The 17,495-nt window shown below is 35.6% G+C and carries 8 protein-coding genes; 1 reads left to right on the top strand and 7 read right to left on the bottom strand.

The features are described from left to right. Positions 1-23: 23 nt before the first annotated feature. The 3 genes from AC1DVP_RS16830 to AC1DVP_RS16820 all read right to left on the bottom strand — a co-directional run bounded on the left by AC1DVP_RS16830 (position 24) and on the right by AC1DVP_RS16820 (position 6,346). The gene (locus tag AC1DVP_RS16830) at positions 24-1,796 is read right to left on the bottom strand and encodes a RagB/SusD family nutrient uptake outer membrane protein (protein WP_477184648.1); all 1,773 of its coding nucleotides are present in this window, start codon (positions 1,794-1,796) and stop codon (positions 24-26) included. Positions 1,797-1,816: 20 nt separating this feature from the next. Then, a complete protein-coding gene (locus tag AC1DVP_RS16825; protein ID WP_477184647.1) occupies positions 1,817-5,077 on the bottom strand; it encodes a SusC/RagA family TonB-linked outer membrane protein in 3,261 nt (1,086 codons plus the stop codon). A gap of 231 nt (positions 5,078-5,308) precedes the next feature. After that, positions 5,309-6,346 carry a GntR family transcriptional regulator gene (locus AC1DVP_RS16820; RefSeq protein WP_477184646.1) on the bottom strand — a complete coding sequence of 346 codons (1,038 nt, stop codon included), beginning with the start codon at positions 6,344-6,346 and terminating at the stop codon, positions 5,309-5,311. Positions 6,347-7,721: 1,375 nt separating this feature from the next. On the opposite strand from AC1DVP_RS16820, the gene AC1DVP_RS16815 reads away from it, so the two are divergent. Beyond that, positions 7,722-8,027 (top strand): hypothetical protein, encoded by a 306-nt coding sequence (locus AC1DVP_RS16815; RefSeq protein WP_477184645.1) that lies wholly within the window; start codon positions 7,722-7,724, stop codon positions 8,025-8,027. A 370-nt stretch (positions 8,028-8,397) separates the two neighbouring features. Here the strand turns inward: AC1DVP_RS16815 and AC1DVP_RS16810 are convergent, their stop codons facing one another. From AC1DVP_RS16810 to AC1DVP_RS16795, 4 genes are all read right to left on the bottom strand, one after another. Beyond that, on the bottom strand, positions 8,398-10,914 hold the full coding sequence (locus AC1DVP_RS16810) for a glycoside hydrolase family 95 protein (protein WP_477184644.1): 2,517 nt from the start codon (positions 10,912-10,914) through the stop codon (positions 8,398-8,400). Positions 10,915-10,956: 42 nt separating this feature from the next. Further along, positions 10,957-12,045 (bottom strand): glycosyl hydrolase, encoded by a 1,089-nt coding sequence (locus AC1DVP_RS16805; protein ID WP_477184643.1) that lies wholly within the window; start codon positions 12,043-12,045, stop codon positions 10,957-10,959. Between the two features lie 280 nt (positions 12,046-12,325). After that, a complete protein-coding gene (locus tag AC1DVP_RS16800; protein ID WP_477184642.1) occupies positions 12,326-13,813 on the bottom strand; it encodes a RagB/SusD family nutrient uptake outer membrane protein in 1,488 nt (495 codons plus the stop codon). A gap of 22 nt (positions 13,814-13,835) precedes the next feature. Then, positions 13,836-16,913, bottom strand: a complete 3,078-nt coding sequence (locus tag AC1DVP_RS16795; RefSeq protein WP_477184641.1) for a SusC/RagA family TonB-linked outer membrane protein — start codon at positions 16,911-16,913, stop codon at positions 13,836-13,838. Positions 16,914-17,495: the final 582 nt, after the last annotated feature.

Here is a 17,495-nt window from a genome sequence, read left to right as displayed (position 1 = left end):
AAGGTCTATCAAATTTCAGTTTACTAATAACCAGGGTTTTGAAGCAACTTATTATTCAACAGCATTTGACTTTGAGGAATAGGGTACAAATAATGTTTTTTGGCCACTGAATGGTTTAATTTGCTATCAATTACGACGCAACTCAATATACCTTTTGGAGTTTCTACTGTCTCTTCACCAAACACATATGTATTTGCTTTATAAGCTGCAGTAGGATTACCGGAAGCATCTTTAAATGGTGTAGCGTAAGAAGCACTACCCACTACTCTACCCAAACGGGATGGGTTTAATGATGCTTCTAAAATACCCCAACGCTTCAAATCGTCAAAACGTTTACCTTCACGATATAGCTCAACAGCTCGTTCCCTTCTTATTTCTTGTTTCATATCCAAACCATAGGCAGAAGCCAACGCATTGGTCAAATTAGCTACCTTTGCACGGTCTCTTAATTTATTGATTGAGGCATTCAATTGCTCATCGGTAATGCTTCCGTTTAGTTCGTACAAAGCCTCTGCATAGGTTAAGTACACTTCTGCCAATCTAATAATAGGCCAGTTAGCCGATTCGGTATTATCCAATCTACGAGTACCAAAACCATACACGGCGTATTTCGAGTTACCGTATCCGCTTGATCCCAAGCTTCCAAAATCTAAAGTAACAGAGGCTGGTGCTGTTGTTGCACTATATAAATAGTTTAACAAACGTAAATCTCTGTTCTTAAATTCATCGGCTGCAGCATGATATCCTTGAAATAATGGTGATGCCGTTGCTGGTAATCCATCTGTACAAACTGCCATATCAACAAATTTGCGGCTCGGATACAGCTGCCAGGATGTCCAACTAATATTTTTCCTAGACTGTTTAAATGTATAATCATAGACGCTGTATAAAATGAATTCCTTATTTGTAGATTTATCATATCCCCCAGGGTTAGATCCTGCATCCTCAAGATTGAATAAATACCAAGAACTTAAGTTCCCCATACTGCTGGTGGCATTTTTGTTCCACAGTTCGTAGCCCCCATTATCCATGATTTCTTTACACAGTGCCACGGCATCTGCCAAGTAAATTTTTGCGTTGGCAGCATTATATCCTGTTGTTCCTGCACCAATTGCAGTACCATCTCCATCTGCATCCTTGCCTACATATTTTTCCCATGTGGCTTCATATAGTTCGGCTTGTGCTTTTAAGGCCATAGCTGCCCCTTTACTTATCCTGCCTTTATCGGCACCTGCCAAATTCTGTTCTGTAGGAAGATTTGAAATAGCTTTATCTAAATCACTTAAAATTTGCGCAACCACTTCGTAACGACTGTTTCTAGGCTTAAATAATTCAGGAGAATTAGTATCTAATACTGTTGTTACCAAAGGCACTCCTCCAAAAGTTTTTAGTAAATTAAAATAGGCATAGGCACGGAAGAAATGGGCTTCACCCACATATTGGCTTATACTTCCTTCTCCATTGTATTCATTTGCCTTAGCTAATAAAATATTACAGACACGGATACCGCCATAATCCCAATTGGTACTACCTGTTGCAATAGTCCCTTGCCCTAAAGCCGCACCATTGCCGTTTGCATTGGCCGACAAATCTGAGCCATTATCCATATTTCCAAAATCCCATCCTTGCAACTGACCATAAAAACCGGTAGTATATGCTTTAAAATCACTCGGTTTTTTGAAATAGACTGCATCTGTAAATTGTCCAGGTGGATTTAAATCAATAAAATCGTCCTGACAGCCCGACAAGCTTAAAAAAAGACCTCCGAGAACTATATAATTCAATATTTTTTTCATTGTTTTTTTCATTTAAATTATTAGAATCCAATATTTAATCCAAAAGACCAAGTACGTCCAAAAGGATACCCTGCATTATCACCATCCGTTGCATTTTCGCCTGACTCCGGATCAAATCCATCTTTAATACTTGATGCTTCCCATAGATCATTACCAGAGAAATACACCCTTACTTTAGTTAACTTTAAACGGCTTGTTAATCCTGCGGGAAGTGAATATCCAACTATCAATGTTTTTAGTCGGATATAACGGCTGTTCTGTAGCATAAAATCGTTATTACCATAGTTCCATCCTGCACGGGTTGGGTTAACCGTTAAACGCGGATACATTGCGTCAGGGTTTTCTTCTGTCCAAGTATTACCCAAAAAGGTTGGATTCTGGTTAGTAAATAATGCTCTAAATGGATAAGCCATATATCCTGAGCGCATAATATTTTGCTCTAGATGACCTTGAAAAAAAGTATTGAAATCAAACCCCTTCCAAGTTGCTCCCATGTTAATTCCATAAGTATAATGCGGTGTTCCATCTCCCATATAAACCAATGAACTATTCTTATTGCCATTTGCTGTAATATTCCCTGTTCCCGCAACATCTACTCTTTTCGTATCCCCAGGACGTAAAGCTACAGCTTGATTATTTTTTGGTAAACCTGCTAAAGCATCACTAGTTCCATAAGCTTGATAATAAGCATCAACATCTGCTTGGTCTTTAAAATAACCATCGGTCTTGTATAAAAATATAGGTTTCCATGGAAGTCCATTTACAATTCCGTTTTGACCTGCACCATAGCTATCAGCATTTTCTACCCCGCTTACCATAGTTTTTGCATCACCCATGTTGAAGGACACGTTGTAGCTAAAATCCTTGATATTGTCTTTCCAGCCAATAACAAATTCCCATCCCTTGGTATTGAAATTTCCACTATTAGTTTTAGGCGGTGTTCCTCCCAATACAGATGGATAGGTTACCCCAATCAACATCCCTATATTTTCTTTTTCATAAAGGTCGAAATTAGTAGTCAAACGATTCGTAAAAAAACCAAGGTCGATACCCACATTTTTTTGTGTTACTCGTTCCCAAGTACGCGTATAGCTAATCAAACCATTATTATATGATGCCGTTTGTTGTGAAGCAGGCTGTCCTAAAACCGCCGAACCAATGCCCATAAGAGAAAGATAGTCAAACGCTCCTAGGCCTTTTGCCTCATTACCTGTAGTTGAAATGCTTCCTCTAAGCTTACCAAAATTAAGAATGTTGTCAATAGGGCTTAAGAATTCCTCTTTGGTAAATACCCAACCCAACTGAGCCGATCCAAAATTTTGAAACTTGTAGCCTTTTGCAAAACGCGAGTTACCATCCCTTCTTCCTGTCAATTCGGCAATGTATTTTTCATTGTAGTTATAATTTAATCGTGCTAGATACGAATAGCGGCCGTTAATATCTTTATAACCTCCGTTTGTTTGCGTGGTAGTAGCTGCTACACTGATATCATAAATACCCAAATCTTCAAATCCCACACGTGATGCACTTATCCCTTGGGCAGTCCATTTTTCAGAATTCACACCCCCCATAACCGAAACATTATGTTTCCCATTAAAGGTTTTATCGTAGCGTAATAATGCCTGATAATAATGGTAAAATTTTGACTCTGCACTGGTTTCATAAACATTGTTAATTCCATCGGTTTGATAAGCATTGCCTTTAGGATTCCCATACCAATCATATAATCTTACAGGAACCACATATCTTTCATGATTAAACCGCTCATTTTGAATGGAAGCCAAGCCTTCTATAGAAATTCCGTTCCATATTTTATAGGTTCCTTTCAAATCTACGCGACCAGTTAATTGTTTTTTTTCATACCTGCCCCCATCGGAAGTGGTTGCAGCGGAATTTTTAATAGCGCCACCATCAATCCCGTTAAAAGGAGCAAACCATTGTCCATACGGATTTTTTGCTGGGTAGAAAGGCATATCTGTTGAATAAAGTATGTTTCCTAACCCTTTAGAAGGCTGACCTGTATTAGTATTGACAATACTAATGCTTGATTCCAATTTTAATCTTTCCGACACATTGAAGTCATAATTAAAACGGGCATTTAACTGTTTCTGACCATCATAAGCCGTTGCCAAATTACCCTGATTATCTGCAAAACCCAAAGATAAACGGTAAGTCGATTTATCGTCTCCACCAGAAACACTCAAGTTATGCTGGTAGGAATAGCGGGTAGAAAACATTTCTTCAATACGGTTTGCATTGAATATAAAGAAATCTGTACCAAAAAGATCGTATTTCCCTTCAACTCCCTTCTGCATGTTTAACAGATTATCTTTATTACCCCAAATCCACCAGTTCGGTGTAGTTTCTTCCTTGTTGGCCTCTAACCACATCGTAGCATATTCCTGCATAGTAGGTGAATAGCCAACCAGACCATTAGTAACAAAACGAAGATTGGTATTAAAGTTTACTTTAATCTTTCCTTTCCCCCTTTTAGTAGTTACTAAAACAACCCCATTAGATGCACGGGAACCATAAATAGCAGCGGAACCGTCTTTTAAAACCGAGATACTTTCTATATCATCAGGATTCATATTTTGAAAAGATTGAGCATTTAATACCGGTACTCCATCTACAATAATCAATGGTTCAGACCCATTGACTGAAGAGGCACCACGGATAGCGAATGACAACCCCTCATTTCCTGGTCGGGAAGAGCTTCTGGTAACAACTAAACCAGGTGTTTGTCCTTGAAGTGCCAAACCTACGTTTGTAACCGCACGATCTTCAAATACCTTAGAACTTATAATTTCTACCGCTCCACTTAACGTTGCTCTTTTTTGGGTTCCATACCCTACAACTACTACTTCATTTAATTTAGAAACATCTGCTGCTAATTTCACATTGATTACTCTTTGCGCCCCCACTTTAACTTCCTGGGTTTTAAAACCAATCTCGCTAAATACTAATACTGCATCGGGTGACGAAACATTTATAACATATCCCCCATCAAAATCAGTACTAACCGTACCACCTTTAACGCCTTTTATGGAAACGTTAACTCCGGGTATCCCCATATTATCATCGGCAGAAACTACTTTCCCCGTTATCGTAATATTTTGCTGCACACTTTCTAGCCTAGCAGCATTCAAACTTAGGTTAACAGAACTATCAGAATTCGTAGCGTACACTTCACCTACCACACTACTTCCTAATAATAACACTAACAAAGTTGGTTTTGATAAAAATTTCAGCTTATGCTGAATGATTTTTGGTCTGTTCATAAAACAATTCATTTTGGTTAATAATTTTTCTTCTTTTGGTTATTTATTTTCATATTTTATTCAAACTATCCTCTTCTATCTATTGAAAACAGCCATAATTTTGCAACAGTACAAATAAGAATTCGCAACACTGTTATGAACTATTACGATTGATTGAAAAATAATATTGAAGCAATTAGGCAATCATACGCTGCCTTTAACATACCGTTCTGTCAGCCATTACATTAAACACTACAATGAGTTCCTGACAAAAACACCAAACCCATTCCGAATTTGCTCTTTTCTATTTTTTAAAACCATATGAGCAGCCTGCTTGCCTAATTGATCAAAGTCAGATGAAATAACAGTAATTCCGTCAAGCAAAACCTCTTTTAAAGAAGAATCGTTATAGGAAATAATACCAATATCTTCACCTATTACAAAATCATTGCTTTTTATTTGTTTTATAAGATGTATCAGGTCATTTTCTTCAACATTAATATATACTGTGCGTTTTTCTAATTTTTCATTAATTGCATCTTCAACGATACCCCAATCATATTTAAACTCATTGCAAAATTTGAAAAATCCAGTTTTTATTCCTTGAGGCAAATGGCTTTTTTCAGGAAATACTAACTTAATTGCCTTATATTTTTTTAGTAATGGATTTAATTCTACTAGAGCAGAAATAATATCACTTTCAAAATCCTGATAAACACAGGCAACTTCACCGAGTTTGTCCATTTTTTTATCAAGCATAATAAGCCTTTTCAATGGAATTTCATTTTTGATAAATTCAACGACATCTTGGTCTCCATCATCAAAATGTGCATTTAAAATATAATGTGTGTAGTCTTTCGACTTACTGTTTAATATCAGTTTTTTAAACTGCGCATAATCATTTTGATATACATAAAAATCAATTATCGCAAACTCATTAAGAATGCTTGTTAGAGCATCAAAAATTTTCTTTTGGCATGAACTTAGCTTATTAAACAATAAAAAAACTTTTAATTTTAAATCATTAGATGCTAACTTTAGATAGTATCCTTTGCCAGGTATAGATTCTATAATATTATTCTCTTTTAAAAAAGCATAAGCCCTTACAACCGTATCTCTTGAAACATTATGATCAAACGCCAATTCATTTACCGATGGCAATTTGTCGTTAAAACTCAAAGACCCCATTCGAGTAGCACTCATAACAGAATCAACAATCTGCTTATGCTTGCGAACTCTTGAGTAATCACTAATTGATATTATATCTTTAATTTTTACAAAATTTTCCATTTGAATAACTTTTAAATTCATCTAAATAATTTAGGCTGCTTTAGAATTTGGTTTACAACTGCCAATAATAACTATCGGCAGCTGTCATGTAACTAACACAAACTAACCAAATTTGTTTCTTCGAATCCTAATCACATCCTCTATTCTTTTATATGTAAAACAGATTCCTATTCTGTGTTTAGTCTTACTATTTTTTTACTGAATAATAAAAATTCATTTAATCAGTATATTTTTTATCAGATTGATATGTTCTTACTAAAATTCATTTATTTATGATTTACCCTTTATAATTTCTAGAGTAGAAAAAACAGAAGTAATATGAAATTAGTTTTGCTTACTATTACGTTTGAGAGAACTGATTTGATTTGTCAATGTTACAAACAATAGCCTTTTTAACTTATAAATTATCATCCATTATGCATAAATTATAACCCATTATTCCAGTAAATTAAGAGAAAATACGGGTTTTTCTTATTTTGCAGATTGCATTTAAAAAAAGACTGAATAATTCGCTTAATTATCATTTCAAATTAATTACGCAAAAACTATATTTTCCACATTATTATTGATACCAAAATAATTAGTTCAAAAAAAAATGAATTATGAAAAAAAAGTAGAACTTTATGAATGAAATAAAAAAAACATTTTTCTTACTGTAATTATTCTTCTTGGTATAATTTTTGAAAAATCAGAACTAAAAATCAACTACAGAATTAGTGTTATGTTTTTAAAAAAGATAATTCAGAATACTATTAAGCCTGAGTTCGATTATTGTTTATTCCGTAAGGATTTAATATAGTAGTAGTATCAATGCGTTAAAGTCATTTATCCCGTAGGGACTAAATCAATTTAATTAAAATATATAGTCCACTGCGACGGACAAAAAAAATATGTGCAATTATTCTACACCTATTATTTAACCCCCCACAGAATTAAAACTACTGTAATTCAAATAGTTAAAAACTTAACTCAAGTTTAAAAAAGGCTTAATCGTCAAAAATGGTTGGTGAAAATGCTGTGAAGTATTATAAAATATAATGTTCCCGAAAGTTTATTGAAATTCGTTTMAATAAACTTTTTTATTTATGCAAAACTCAAAAAAAAAAAAAAAAAAGCATTGCCCAGCGTTTAAAAGTCTTCAAACAATAAAATAGGGAATAAGAGAAAACAAACTGCTACTTAAATATAAAGATTGCAGCCAATTATTCACCTCTAACAATAAATCTGTTTCAGATTCTAATAAGGAAATTTGGTTCAAGAATTGGATAATCAGCAAAGACACATTTGATAAAATCTCACTTGAATCTTAGGTATAATAAAAGTAACTTTTAGGTTTACAGAAACTTTTCATTTAAAGTCAACACAGCTTTATAGAATGACTAATGGAGAACATATTGCAGAAGGCTTGCAAAATTCATTAAATCTGGGAATTAAAATGAAAAACATTACTTCTGATGGAGACAAATCATCTATAATAGCAATCAAAAAAGTTTATTCAAGAGTACCTTTTCAAAGATGTTTGATGCATCTATCAAAATTTACTGATTTAAACTCTAAAAATGTATTGGAAACATTGACTTTACTGAATTTCCAGTCTATCAAATTAGTTGATTTCAGCAACACCATTCCCTGGTTTGAATCCCATCCTTTGGTGGCTACTATATCTGTAGCCACCATGTAGAATGCTTTGCCATTAAGCGTACGCATAATATGAGGATCGCGAATTCCCCCGCTTTCACTAATCTTCTCTGAACTTAAAATAGTTTGATTGTGATTTAATACTTTAAAATTATATTCATCATAGCTCAGTGCAAATCGATTTTACTCTTTATCTGCTGCTGTAAAATAAACAAATAGGCAAGAATTATATTTATTTGTAGTTTATTCTTTATGTTTTGCGCATTTGTTTTTTGTTGACTATATCCTGTCATTACTGCACATAAGATAAGTGAGATACAGAACCTTATTTTGGATAGAATTTCATTTGATTAAAATCATTTTGGATTCTTCATTAATATTTTTTTATGATGCAGAATTAGATCAGCAAAATTCTATTTGAAATCCTCAGGTGACAAAATTCTTATCTGATTCTTTTGAAAAATGAAATCAACAATTTTCCCATTATAACGAATTTTACACACAGTACCACCAACGCTTTTTATAGTTACTGTTTTCATTTGTTTGTTCTCCCAAACAATATCTACCTCAAAACCGCCACGAGCTCTGAGACCTTTAACAGAACCATTTACCCAAGAATCTGGTAATGCTGGCAATATGTCAACTATATATAAATCATGATTAGCTTGTTCAGCATTTACATCTATTTCCTGGCTTTGCAGCAACATTTCGGTCATACCGGCAGTTGCTCCAAAATTTCCGTCAATTTGGAAAGGCGGGTGGGCATCAAAAAAATTAAGGTAAGTACCTCCACCGGTTACGCCGCCTTCCTCCTTATCGGTATACTGTAAAATATCGCGTAGCATTTTATAAGCATGATTGCCATCACGTAATCTTGCCCAAAAATTTATTTTCCAAGCCTTACTCCAGCCTGTCCCTTCGTCACCTCTAATTTCTAAGGTTTTTTTAGCAGCTTCAGCTAATTCGGGAGTTTTTAATGGTGAAATTTCATGTCCGGGATGTAATCCAAACAAATGAGAAACGTGTCTTTGATGTGGTGTTGCCTCTTCATACTCTTCATTCCACTCCATTAATTGTCCCTTGCTTCCGATTTTAGGAGGAAGCAGTTTTGCTCGTTTTTCAATCAATTGATCGCGGAAATCAGCATCAATATTAAGGACCTTAGAAGCTTCAATAAGATTAGTGAACAAGTCCCGACAAATAGACATATCCATCGTTGAAGCAACTGTTACGCCATAATTTTTTCCATTCACACGAAATTCATTTTCTGGAGATGTAGATGGAGCGGTTACCAGAAAGCCATCTTTTTCTATCAGCCAATCAAAACAAAAGAGAGCAGCCTCTTTCATCACTGGATAAGCTTTTTCTCTTAAAAATTCTTTATTTCCAGTGTAACTATAATGTTCCCAAAGGTGTTGGCAAAGCCAAGTTCCGCCCATATACCAATTGGCCCAGGTTGGAGCGCCATCTCCCTTATTGCCAACAGCATTACTCAATCCCCAAATATCAGAATTATGATGTGCGACCCAACCTCTGGCCTTATAATATTCACTTGCGGCAATCCTCCCTGATTTAGACAAATCAGTAATCCAATCCAGTAAGGGTTCGTGCATCTCAGAAAGATTGGTTTGTTCTGCCAACCAATAATTCATTTGGGTATTGATATTAATCGTGTAATTAGAACTCCATGGCGCACGTAATTCTTTATTCCAAATGCCTTGCAAATTAGCTGGACGGCCTCCTGAACGAGAAGATGAAATTAGTAAATAACGACCGTATTGGTAAAAAAGCTGTTCTAACTGAGGGTCAGAGACTCCTTTAGAATACGCTTTGAGACGCTCATCAGAAGGCAATGATAGCTGATTAGCGTCAGTTTTATTTTCTGACAGATCAAGACTTACCCGATTGAAATACTTCTGAAAATCATCAAGATGTTTCTTTTTTAAATTATTGTACGATAATTTTAATGCTTCATTCAACAGATTTGAAGCAATCGCTTTTTCATCTTTTCCTTGTGAATCAGGACATTTATCAAATCCATTAAAACTGGTCGCTGCAGTTAGATAAAGAATTACCTCTGAAGCATTGCGGATATGAAGACCATCAGTATCTACTTTTACAGAACCTCCTTTAAGTACCGCTTTTAGATTAGATTGAAAACGCATTCCATTGCATCCTGTTGTATCAGCCCATGAAATGGGTTCACGTCCTTTAAGATTATAATAACTTGGATCAACACGACTTGGCGCTTTTCCATTTATGACTAACTGATCATTACTTTTAGTAAGTACTGATTTAGATAAAGGACTGCTCAAATTGATGTCAAGCGTAAGGGATTTTGGCTTGGATGCCGTGATTCGAATTGCCATTACATTATTTGGGGCAGAAATAAAAGTTTCACGCATGTATTCAATACCATTTACAGTAAAACGGCTTGTCGATAATGCGTTGTTCAGACTTAAATCCCTATAATATTGCTTTGGCTGAACTCCTTTAAAATTTTGCTTAATGACCAAATCACCCAATGGCAAAAAACTTTCACTAAAATAACCCTGCATTTTTTTACATAAATTAGTGGCAAGTTGATAATCATTATTTTTCAATGCCTCACGGATCGATTGAAGATATTGATTGGCTTCAGGATTAACATTCTTTTGCATCGGGCCACCTGACCAAAATGAACCTTCGTTGAGTTGAATCAGTTCTTTTTCCACTCCGCCAAATACCATTGCTCCTATCTGCCCGTTACCAATAGGCAAGGCTTCAACCCACTTTACAGCTGGTTTATCATACCATAATTTTAATAAATTTCGATTATCCTGGGAAATATCGGTGTTATTTCTTGCTGTATTTATCCCCCTATTTGTAACCTGTGCCGATAAATTTAAAAATCCTGACAACAGAATTCCAATAACTAATTTTGAACTCATTATACTTTATTTTAACCCGTTGGGTGTAATTATTATTGTCCTTTATTTTCTTCTGTTAATTCCTCGTTTTTCTAATTCTATGTAAACACGCTTATCCCTGTCCACAGTTATTACCCCGTCTTTATATTCCAGTTCAGCTACCTGAATTACACTGCGGCGAGTTTCAACATTGTCTGCAAATTTTGTCGTAACTCTGCCAGGATGAGTAAAATAATATACGAAAGCACGGTCACCTGAAACTACCACATCCGCATGACCGCCAATAGCCTGATCTTCCTTTCCTTTTCCTGGAAGCTCCAGAATCCTTTCACCTTGCTGTTTCGTCCAAGTGGCTGCATCATCGGAATAATAAAAACTCATACCGGACCAGTTATCAACCAACATCCAGTATTTTCCTTTCCAGCGAAAAACTTTYGGTCCTTCTCCTCTATCTTCAATTACTCTTCCTTTTAGATCCCAGTTTTCAAGATTTTTACTATCTGCATAATAAATAGATTTTCCATCTTTTTCGTTATTATACCAAAGCCGCCAARTACCATTTGGCAAYTGATAAACTGTTGCATCTATAACATGATCATTAACCAATTTCAAGGTAGATTTATAATCCCAGTTCAAAAGATCTTTACTAGTAAGATGAATGATTTCRCGGGGATGATCCCAACTGGCAAAAACCCCTGGCACATAAGTAAGATACATATGATACACTCCTTTATGTTCAAACACATCWGGCGCCCAATGGGTATATTCGAGAGTTGGATGATATTTAATGTTCGCAGTATCCCGATACTTCCAGTTTGCTCCTCCATCGATCGATTCTGCAATCCCAATTCGTGTTCCGTGCACCCATTTTGATCCCTCCTGAGTCATATCCGCCGCACGACGATTGGTATAAAACATAAACCATTTTTTCTCCTTTTTGTTCCAGATAATTACAGGGTCAGCCGCACCATCATAGATTGGATCACTGAATACAGGCTTGTCAGCCAATTTCCCTTTAGCCTTCTCCTGTCCAAAAGCCACACTTGACATTAAGATACTGCAAAACATCAGGAGCATACTTTTATGTTTTACTTTCACAATGGATCGTTTTATTTTATTCATTGTTATTTTAGCGCTTTTACTTGTAATCATTTTTTATGCATAAAGCATAAATTTAAAATCAGCTAGGTTCAAAATTAACTCTGAACCTAGCCGATTTTTATTTAGCAGTTTTATTTTCCTGCTGAATTTGTTCTTATTAAGAAACTATGCATTATGAAATCATTATCTAATTAAAAATACACAATTCACATTTGGAATCCGAAGTTTGATCCTTTTACAAAGAATAAACCTTGGACTGACAAGAAAATCAAATCTATAACTGACACCAAAAAAGTAATTAAATTGGTCGGACAGCGGCCATTTTTAAAAACTATTGCCAATTAGGATTTTGTATCAAAACACCGTTTGAATTTGTAACAAATGTAGACGGAATTGGAAATTTACTGTTCTTAGCATAATTAAAATTGGATCTGCCTAAATTGTTCATAATATTGGTGGTATAACCTGGAACAACTTTTTCATAGCGAACTAAATCAAACCAACGGTTACCTTCAATAGCAAGTTCTACTCTTCGTTCTTTCCAAATAATCTGGCGCAATTTAGCCTTATCAGTTTCTGTAATTTGTGGCAGTACCCCAGCCTGTAAGAACGTTTTATTGCCACGAGCTCTAAAACGCACCTGCTCCAGCGCATTAAGTGCATCTCCGCTATTACCTAATTCATTCGCTGCTTCTGCATAAATAAGTAATAAATCGGCATAACGCAGAAATGGAAGATTAAGTTGCTGCTTAAAAAAATCTGCATCAGGCCATTGTGTAGCTGGCCAAATAACTTTTTTATTTGCATATTGAAACCCGGAAGCCCAATTGAGGGTACCTGTATAACCTTCAACTGTTTCACCCTTGTTAAAAATAGAAGCGGCTTTACGTGGATCATTAACTTCATAACTGTTCACTAAATCATCAGATGGAGCAAAAAATGCACTTCCAAGACCCGATCCCGGTATTCCCTGGAATTCTACATAAGGATTTCTGGTACGCCCCGCAATATTCTGATAAATGTAATGCCCTGGCATCATACTTTCAACAGAATATTTGCCGTCTATAGAGAATAGATTTCTGTAGCTGGGATCAAGACTGTATTCACCGCTCTGAACCAGTTGTTTTGCATATTTATAAGCATTGCTATAATCCTGTCTGTATAGATAAACTTTAGCCAATAATCCCAATGCTGTACCTTTGGTAACCCGCCCAAGGTTACTGGCTCCCCATTCCTGTCTGGTAGGCAGATTCTCTACAGCATATTCAAGATCACTGATGATAAGTTTGTAAACATCTTCCTGCGGGCTTTTAGGAATATTAAATTCGTCCGTAGTTGGTACATGGTCACGTATCACCACATCTCCAAAAACATTTACCAGATCAAAATGCCAATATGCTCTAAAGTAACGTGCCTGCGCATTGTACTGTAAAGCTTTACTGTCATTATAATTACTTGCCAGCTTTAATACCTGATTACAGTCATTAAGATACTGATACCATCTTTCCCAAAGACGCTCTATATATATATTAGAAGGGCTATTGGTAAAGGTATAAGCTGAGGTAAAGTTGACATCAGCAGTGTTCATTTTCACATCATCGGAAGAAAATTCATGTGATGTAAAATACATGGTTCCTAACCTGAAGAAACGCCAGTTAACTGAAGAATATACCCTGTTAAGGGCGTCATTTATACTTTGTTCATCAGAAAAATAAACATCAGTAGTCAGCTGAGCCTCAGGAGTAACATCCAGGAATTCATCACAGGAAACCAAAAGGCTTAATCCTGCAATGGTTAATACATATTTTAGCTTTTTCATACTTAATGAATTTTATTGTTAATTAAAAATTAAGGTTCATACCAAATTGCATACTGCCTGAGATAGGAAAAGAATTATAATCAAGCCCATCAGCCAATTCCGGAGTAAAACCTTTGTACTTAGTAAAATATAACAGGTTGGCTCCTGTAAAATAAAATCGTAATTTGCTTATTCCTATTTTTTCAGTAACTGAATCCGGCAACGTATAACCAAGTGTTGCACTTCTCAATTTCACATAGTTTCCGCTAAATACCATAATATCGATGGTTCTGTTCATGTTTACAGATCCTGCAGCCAGACGCGGCATAGCTGCTCCGGTATTATCAGGGGTCCATGAATCCAACCAGTCTGTATGCATGTTATTGTTAGGCGAAGTAAAATCGTTATAAGAGTTATTCATCACCTTTGCCCCAAAACTTCCAGTAAAATCTAAATTAAAATCAAAATTTTTATATTCTGCATTCAAAGCAATACTTCCTGTAAATTTAGGGAACGGACTTCCAATATTAGTCTGGTCAGCCGAAGTTATCTGACCATCACCATTAGTATCCACATAAATCAAATCTCCTAATTTCGCGGCTGTATGGTAAGCTGCCTTTCCTTTGCTTACTGCATAAGCATTCCAGCTGTCAATATCGGCTTGTGTGCGATAAATCCCTTGGGTTTTGTAGCCGTAGAAATAATTGAAAGGCTGACCTTCCTGTATTCTGGTTTGTAAATTTGTAGAGAATGCTGTGTTGGTGGTAGTAATGCCATTCCAGTCAACAACTTCATTTTTAAAAGAACTTCCAGTGAAGCTTACTCCATATTTAAAATCATTTTTGCTATCCTGCCATCCTAACATTACCTCATACCCCTTATTTTGTACAGAACCAGCATTACTGTATGTTGGAGCTATACCCACAGAACCGCCCTGTATAGGCAATATCAATAGTAAATCTTCTGTTTTTCGGTTAAAATAATCAAATTCAAAAGTAAGTCTCTTATCCAATGCGCTCATTTCGATACCCAAATCAGCCTGAACATTGTTCTCCCATTTTACATTAGGATTATAATCATTTACAATACCAGCCGCAGGGTTTACCTGATTATTGAAAATCGCATGAAATTCATCGCTCTGTGTTACTAAAGCATAAGCCACGTTATTAAAAATTTTATCATTACCAGTCATCCCCCAGCTTCCTCTTATTTTTAAATTATCAAGCCAGCTTAGCTGTTTTAGGAAACTTTCTTCACTGATTCTCCAACCTAAAGCTGCAGAAGGGAAATAACCCCATCTGTTGTTTGGACCGAATTTTGAGGAACCGTCGGCGCGGATAGTTGCCGTAAACAAATAACGATCCTTCAATGCATAATTCGTTCTGAACCAAAACGATGCTCTTGATGATTTTGCAGGCAGAAATGCATTTACAGTCCTGTTATTTATACTGGCAGAATATATAGAAGCATAATCCAGATTATCCACCGCATATTTTTTGCCTGTTGCTCCCAGGCCACGCAACTGGGTCTCTTCTGAACTCTGGCCTACAAGCAGGTTTAGACGATTGTTTTCATTAAATTTTTTATCATAAGTTACTGTATTGGTCCATAACCATGTATTATTAGTACTATAGTTTTCCGTATAGCTGTTTGGATTATTAAATTGGAATGAAGGGTTTATGCTGTACTGCGGCAGGAACTGGTCAAATCTTGTGAACATCCAGTCTTCTCCAAAGGATGTCTTAAACTGAAGTCCGTCTATAATGTCCCATGTTCCCCATAAGTCCCCTACAAAACGAAGATCATTTGTATTAGCGTCCTTATTAAATTCTAATTCCGCAACAGGATTAATGAGATCATTGTTCTGCATCGGATTCCATTTTCCCTGATCGTTTTTAGGCGTAATAAGCGGTGAGCCTGAAAGAACGGAACGTACTGTTCTATAAGTCAATCCCTGACCTGCATTTGCGTTACTGAGATTGAAATTATGCCCGATTTTTATCTTGCTGTTCAGTTTGTAGTCATTATTGATTCGCAAGGTCAAACGGTTATAACCTGTATTATTCCAAACCCCTTTCTGTTCAAAATACCCTAAGCTTATATTGTAGCCTACATTTTCAGTGCTTCCTGAAGCAGATATCTGATGATCGCTCATCAAGCCCGCCTTGCTGATTTCGTCCATCCAGTCGGTTCCTTTTCCATACTGCGAAGGATTTGGGTAGGGCTGTGCCAGCCCGGCCGAGGAAGCAACCGTATTCATCAGCGCTGCATACTGACTTCCGTTGGCTACCTTGTAATTATCAAGGACAAATTGACTACCTACACTTCCTGAATAGGAAATAATACTTTTCCCCAATTTTCCTTTTTTTGTTGTAACCATGATTACCCCATTTGCACCTCTGGAACCATAAATAGCCGTAGCCGAAGCATCTTTCAATACACTCATTGATTCAACATCTTTAGGATTTAGCCAAGCTATATCATTTGTCATCATACCGTCTACTACATAGAGCGGAGAAGAATCGCTGTTGGTACCGATACCACGAATCCTAACTACAGGACTTGCACCCGGTGCTCCAGATGACACTACAGTTAAACCACTTTTTCCTTGTAGCGCTTCCGCAGCATTACCACCTCTGATACCGTTAATATCTTTTGCTTTCACCATCGTAACAGCACCAGTAAGATCTTTTTTCTTCTGCGAACCATATCCTACTACAATTACTTCTGTAAGGTTCTCAGAAATGGATGCCATGGTTATATCAATTACTGATCTAGCTCCTACTTTGATTTCCTGCTGAACCAAACCAACGAAAGAAAACACCAATACGTCATCATCAGAACTAACTTCAATCTTATAACTACCATCAAAATCTGTAACAACAGACTTTTTTGTTCCTTTTACAACAATAGTAACACCCGGAATTCCATTCTTATCTTCAGAAGAAATTACCTTTCCTGTAACAATTTTTTCTTGTCCTGCAACCATTCTGACCTCTATACTAGATTTAATAGTATTTTCTTTGGCCTGCACCAAGTTTGTAGACACCAGTGCCATGGATAACACAATTAGACCCCCTTTTTTACTGAGTAAATTAGGAATCTGGTACTTTTTTCTCATTTTTTCAATCATATTTAAGGTTAATTAAGGTTAATTCGTCATTTAAAGTTGAACTTAAACAATTAATTTTTTAAATAAATCATTTAGACTCTTGCAATTATGTGTTATTATTAAATTGACTTCTCATTTTGGTATATGGCTACCGATAATCTATCAGAAACAGCTATGTAAAAAAACAGCAAACTAACCAAGATTTATATTTTGAGTTCCAAACCCCACCCGCTAAAGAAATTAAAATCCAGCACGTTTAAGCTTTCTCATAACTATAAATACCGATACCTATAAACTTATTGACAGTTCATAATGTATTAACCTTAGATTAATAATTTATTGATTTATCAACATATCAAAATTACCCTAAACAACTTAATTAAAAGATAAATTATAATTCATTCTGCATAAATTATCGTTCTTTTTTAGCTATAAGTAAAAAAAATAGCACTTTTTTTATTTATAATACATTTTTAAAGATAAAATATTATCAAATAAAAAACAGAGGCAATCCCATAAATCAAGATAAAAAAGGGTAGTATGAATTCTGTTTCTGCTACTATTTTGATGATGTAAAGCAAAAATTCAAAA

Source organism: Flavobacterium sp. P3_A6 (assembly GCF_056403035.1).
The sequence above is the reverse complement of the archived record's forward strand: the minus strand, read 5'-3'. Positions and strand labels throughout refer to the sequence as shown.

What these genes read in the sequence shown, in the direction of transcription:
- AC1DVP_RS16810 (WP_477184644.1), bottom strand. Translation starts at nt 10,914, where the DNA reads ATGAGTTCAAAATTAGTTATTGGAATTCTGTTGTCAGGATTTTTAAAT.
- AC1DVP_RS16800 (WP_477184642.1), bottom strand. Translation starts at nt 13,813, where the DNA reads ATGAAAAAGCTAAAATATGTATTAACCATTGCAGGATTAAGCCTTTTG.
- AC1DVP_RS16820 (WP_477184646.1), bottom strand. Translation starts at nt 6,346, where the DNA reads ATGGAAAATTTTGTAAAAATTAAAGATATAATATCAATTAGTGATTAC.
- AC1DVP_RS16830 (WP_477184648.1), bottom strand. Translation starts at nt 1,796, where the DNA reads ATGAAAAAAATATTGAATTATATAGTTCTCGGAGGTCTTTTTTTAAGC.
- AC1DVP_RS16795 (WP_477184641.1), bottom strand. Translation starts at nt 16,913, where the DNA reads ATGAGAAAAAAGTACCAGATTCCTAATTTACTCAGTAAAAAAGGGGGT.
- AC1DVP_RS16815 (WP_477184645.1), top strand. Translation starts at nt 7,722, where the DNA reads ATGACTAATGGAGAACATATTGCAGAAGGCTTGCAAAATTCATTAAAT.
- AC1DVP_RS16825 (WP_477184647.1), bottom strand. Translation starts at nt 5,077, where the DNA reads ATGAACAGACCAAAAATCATTCAGCATAAGCTGAAATTTTTATCAAAA.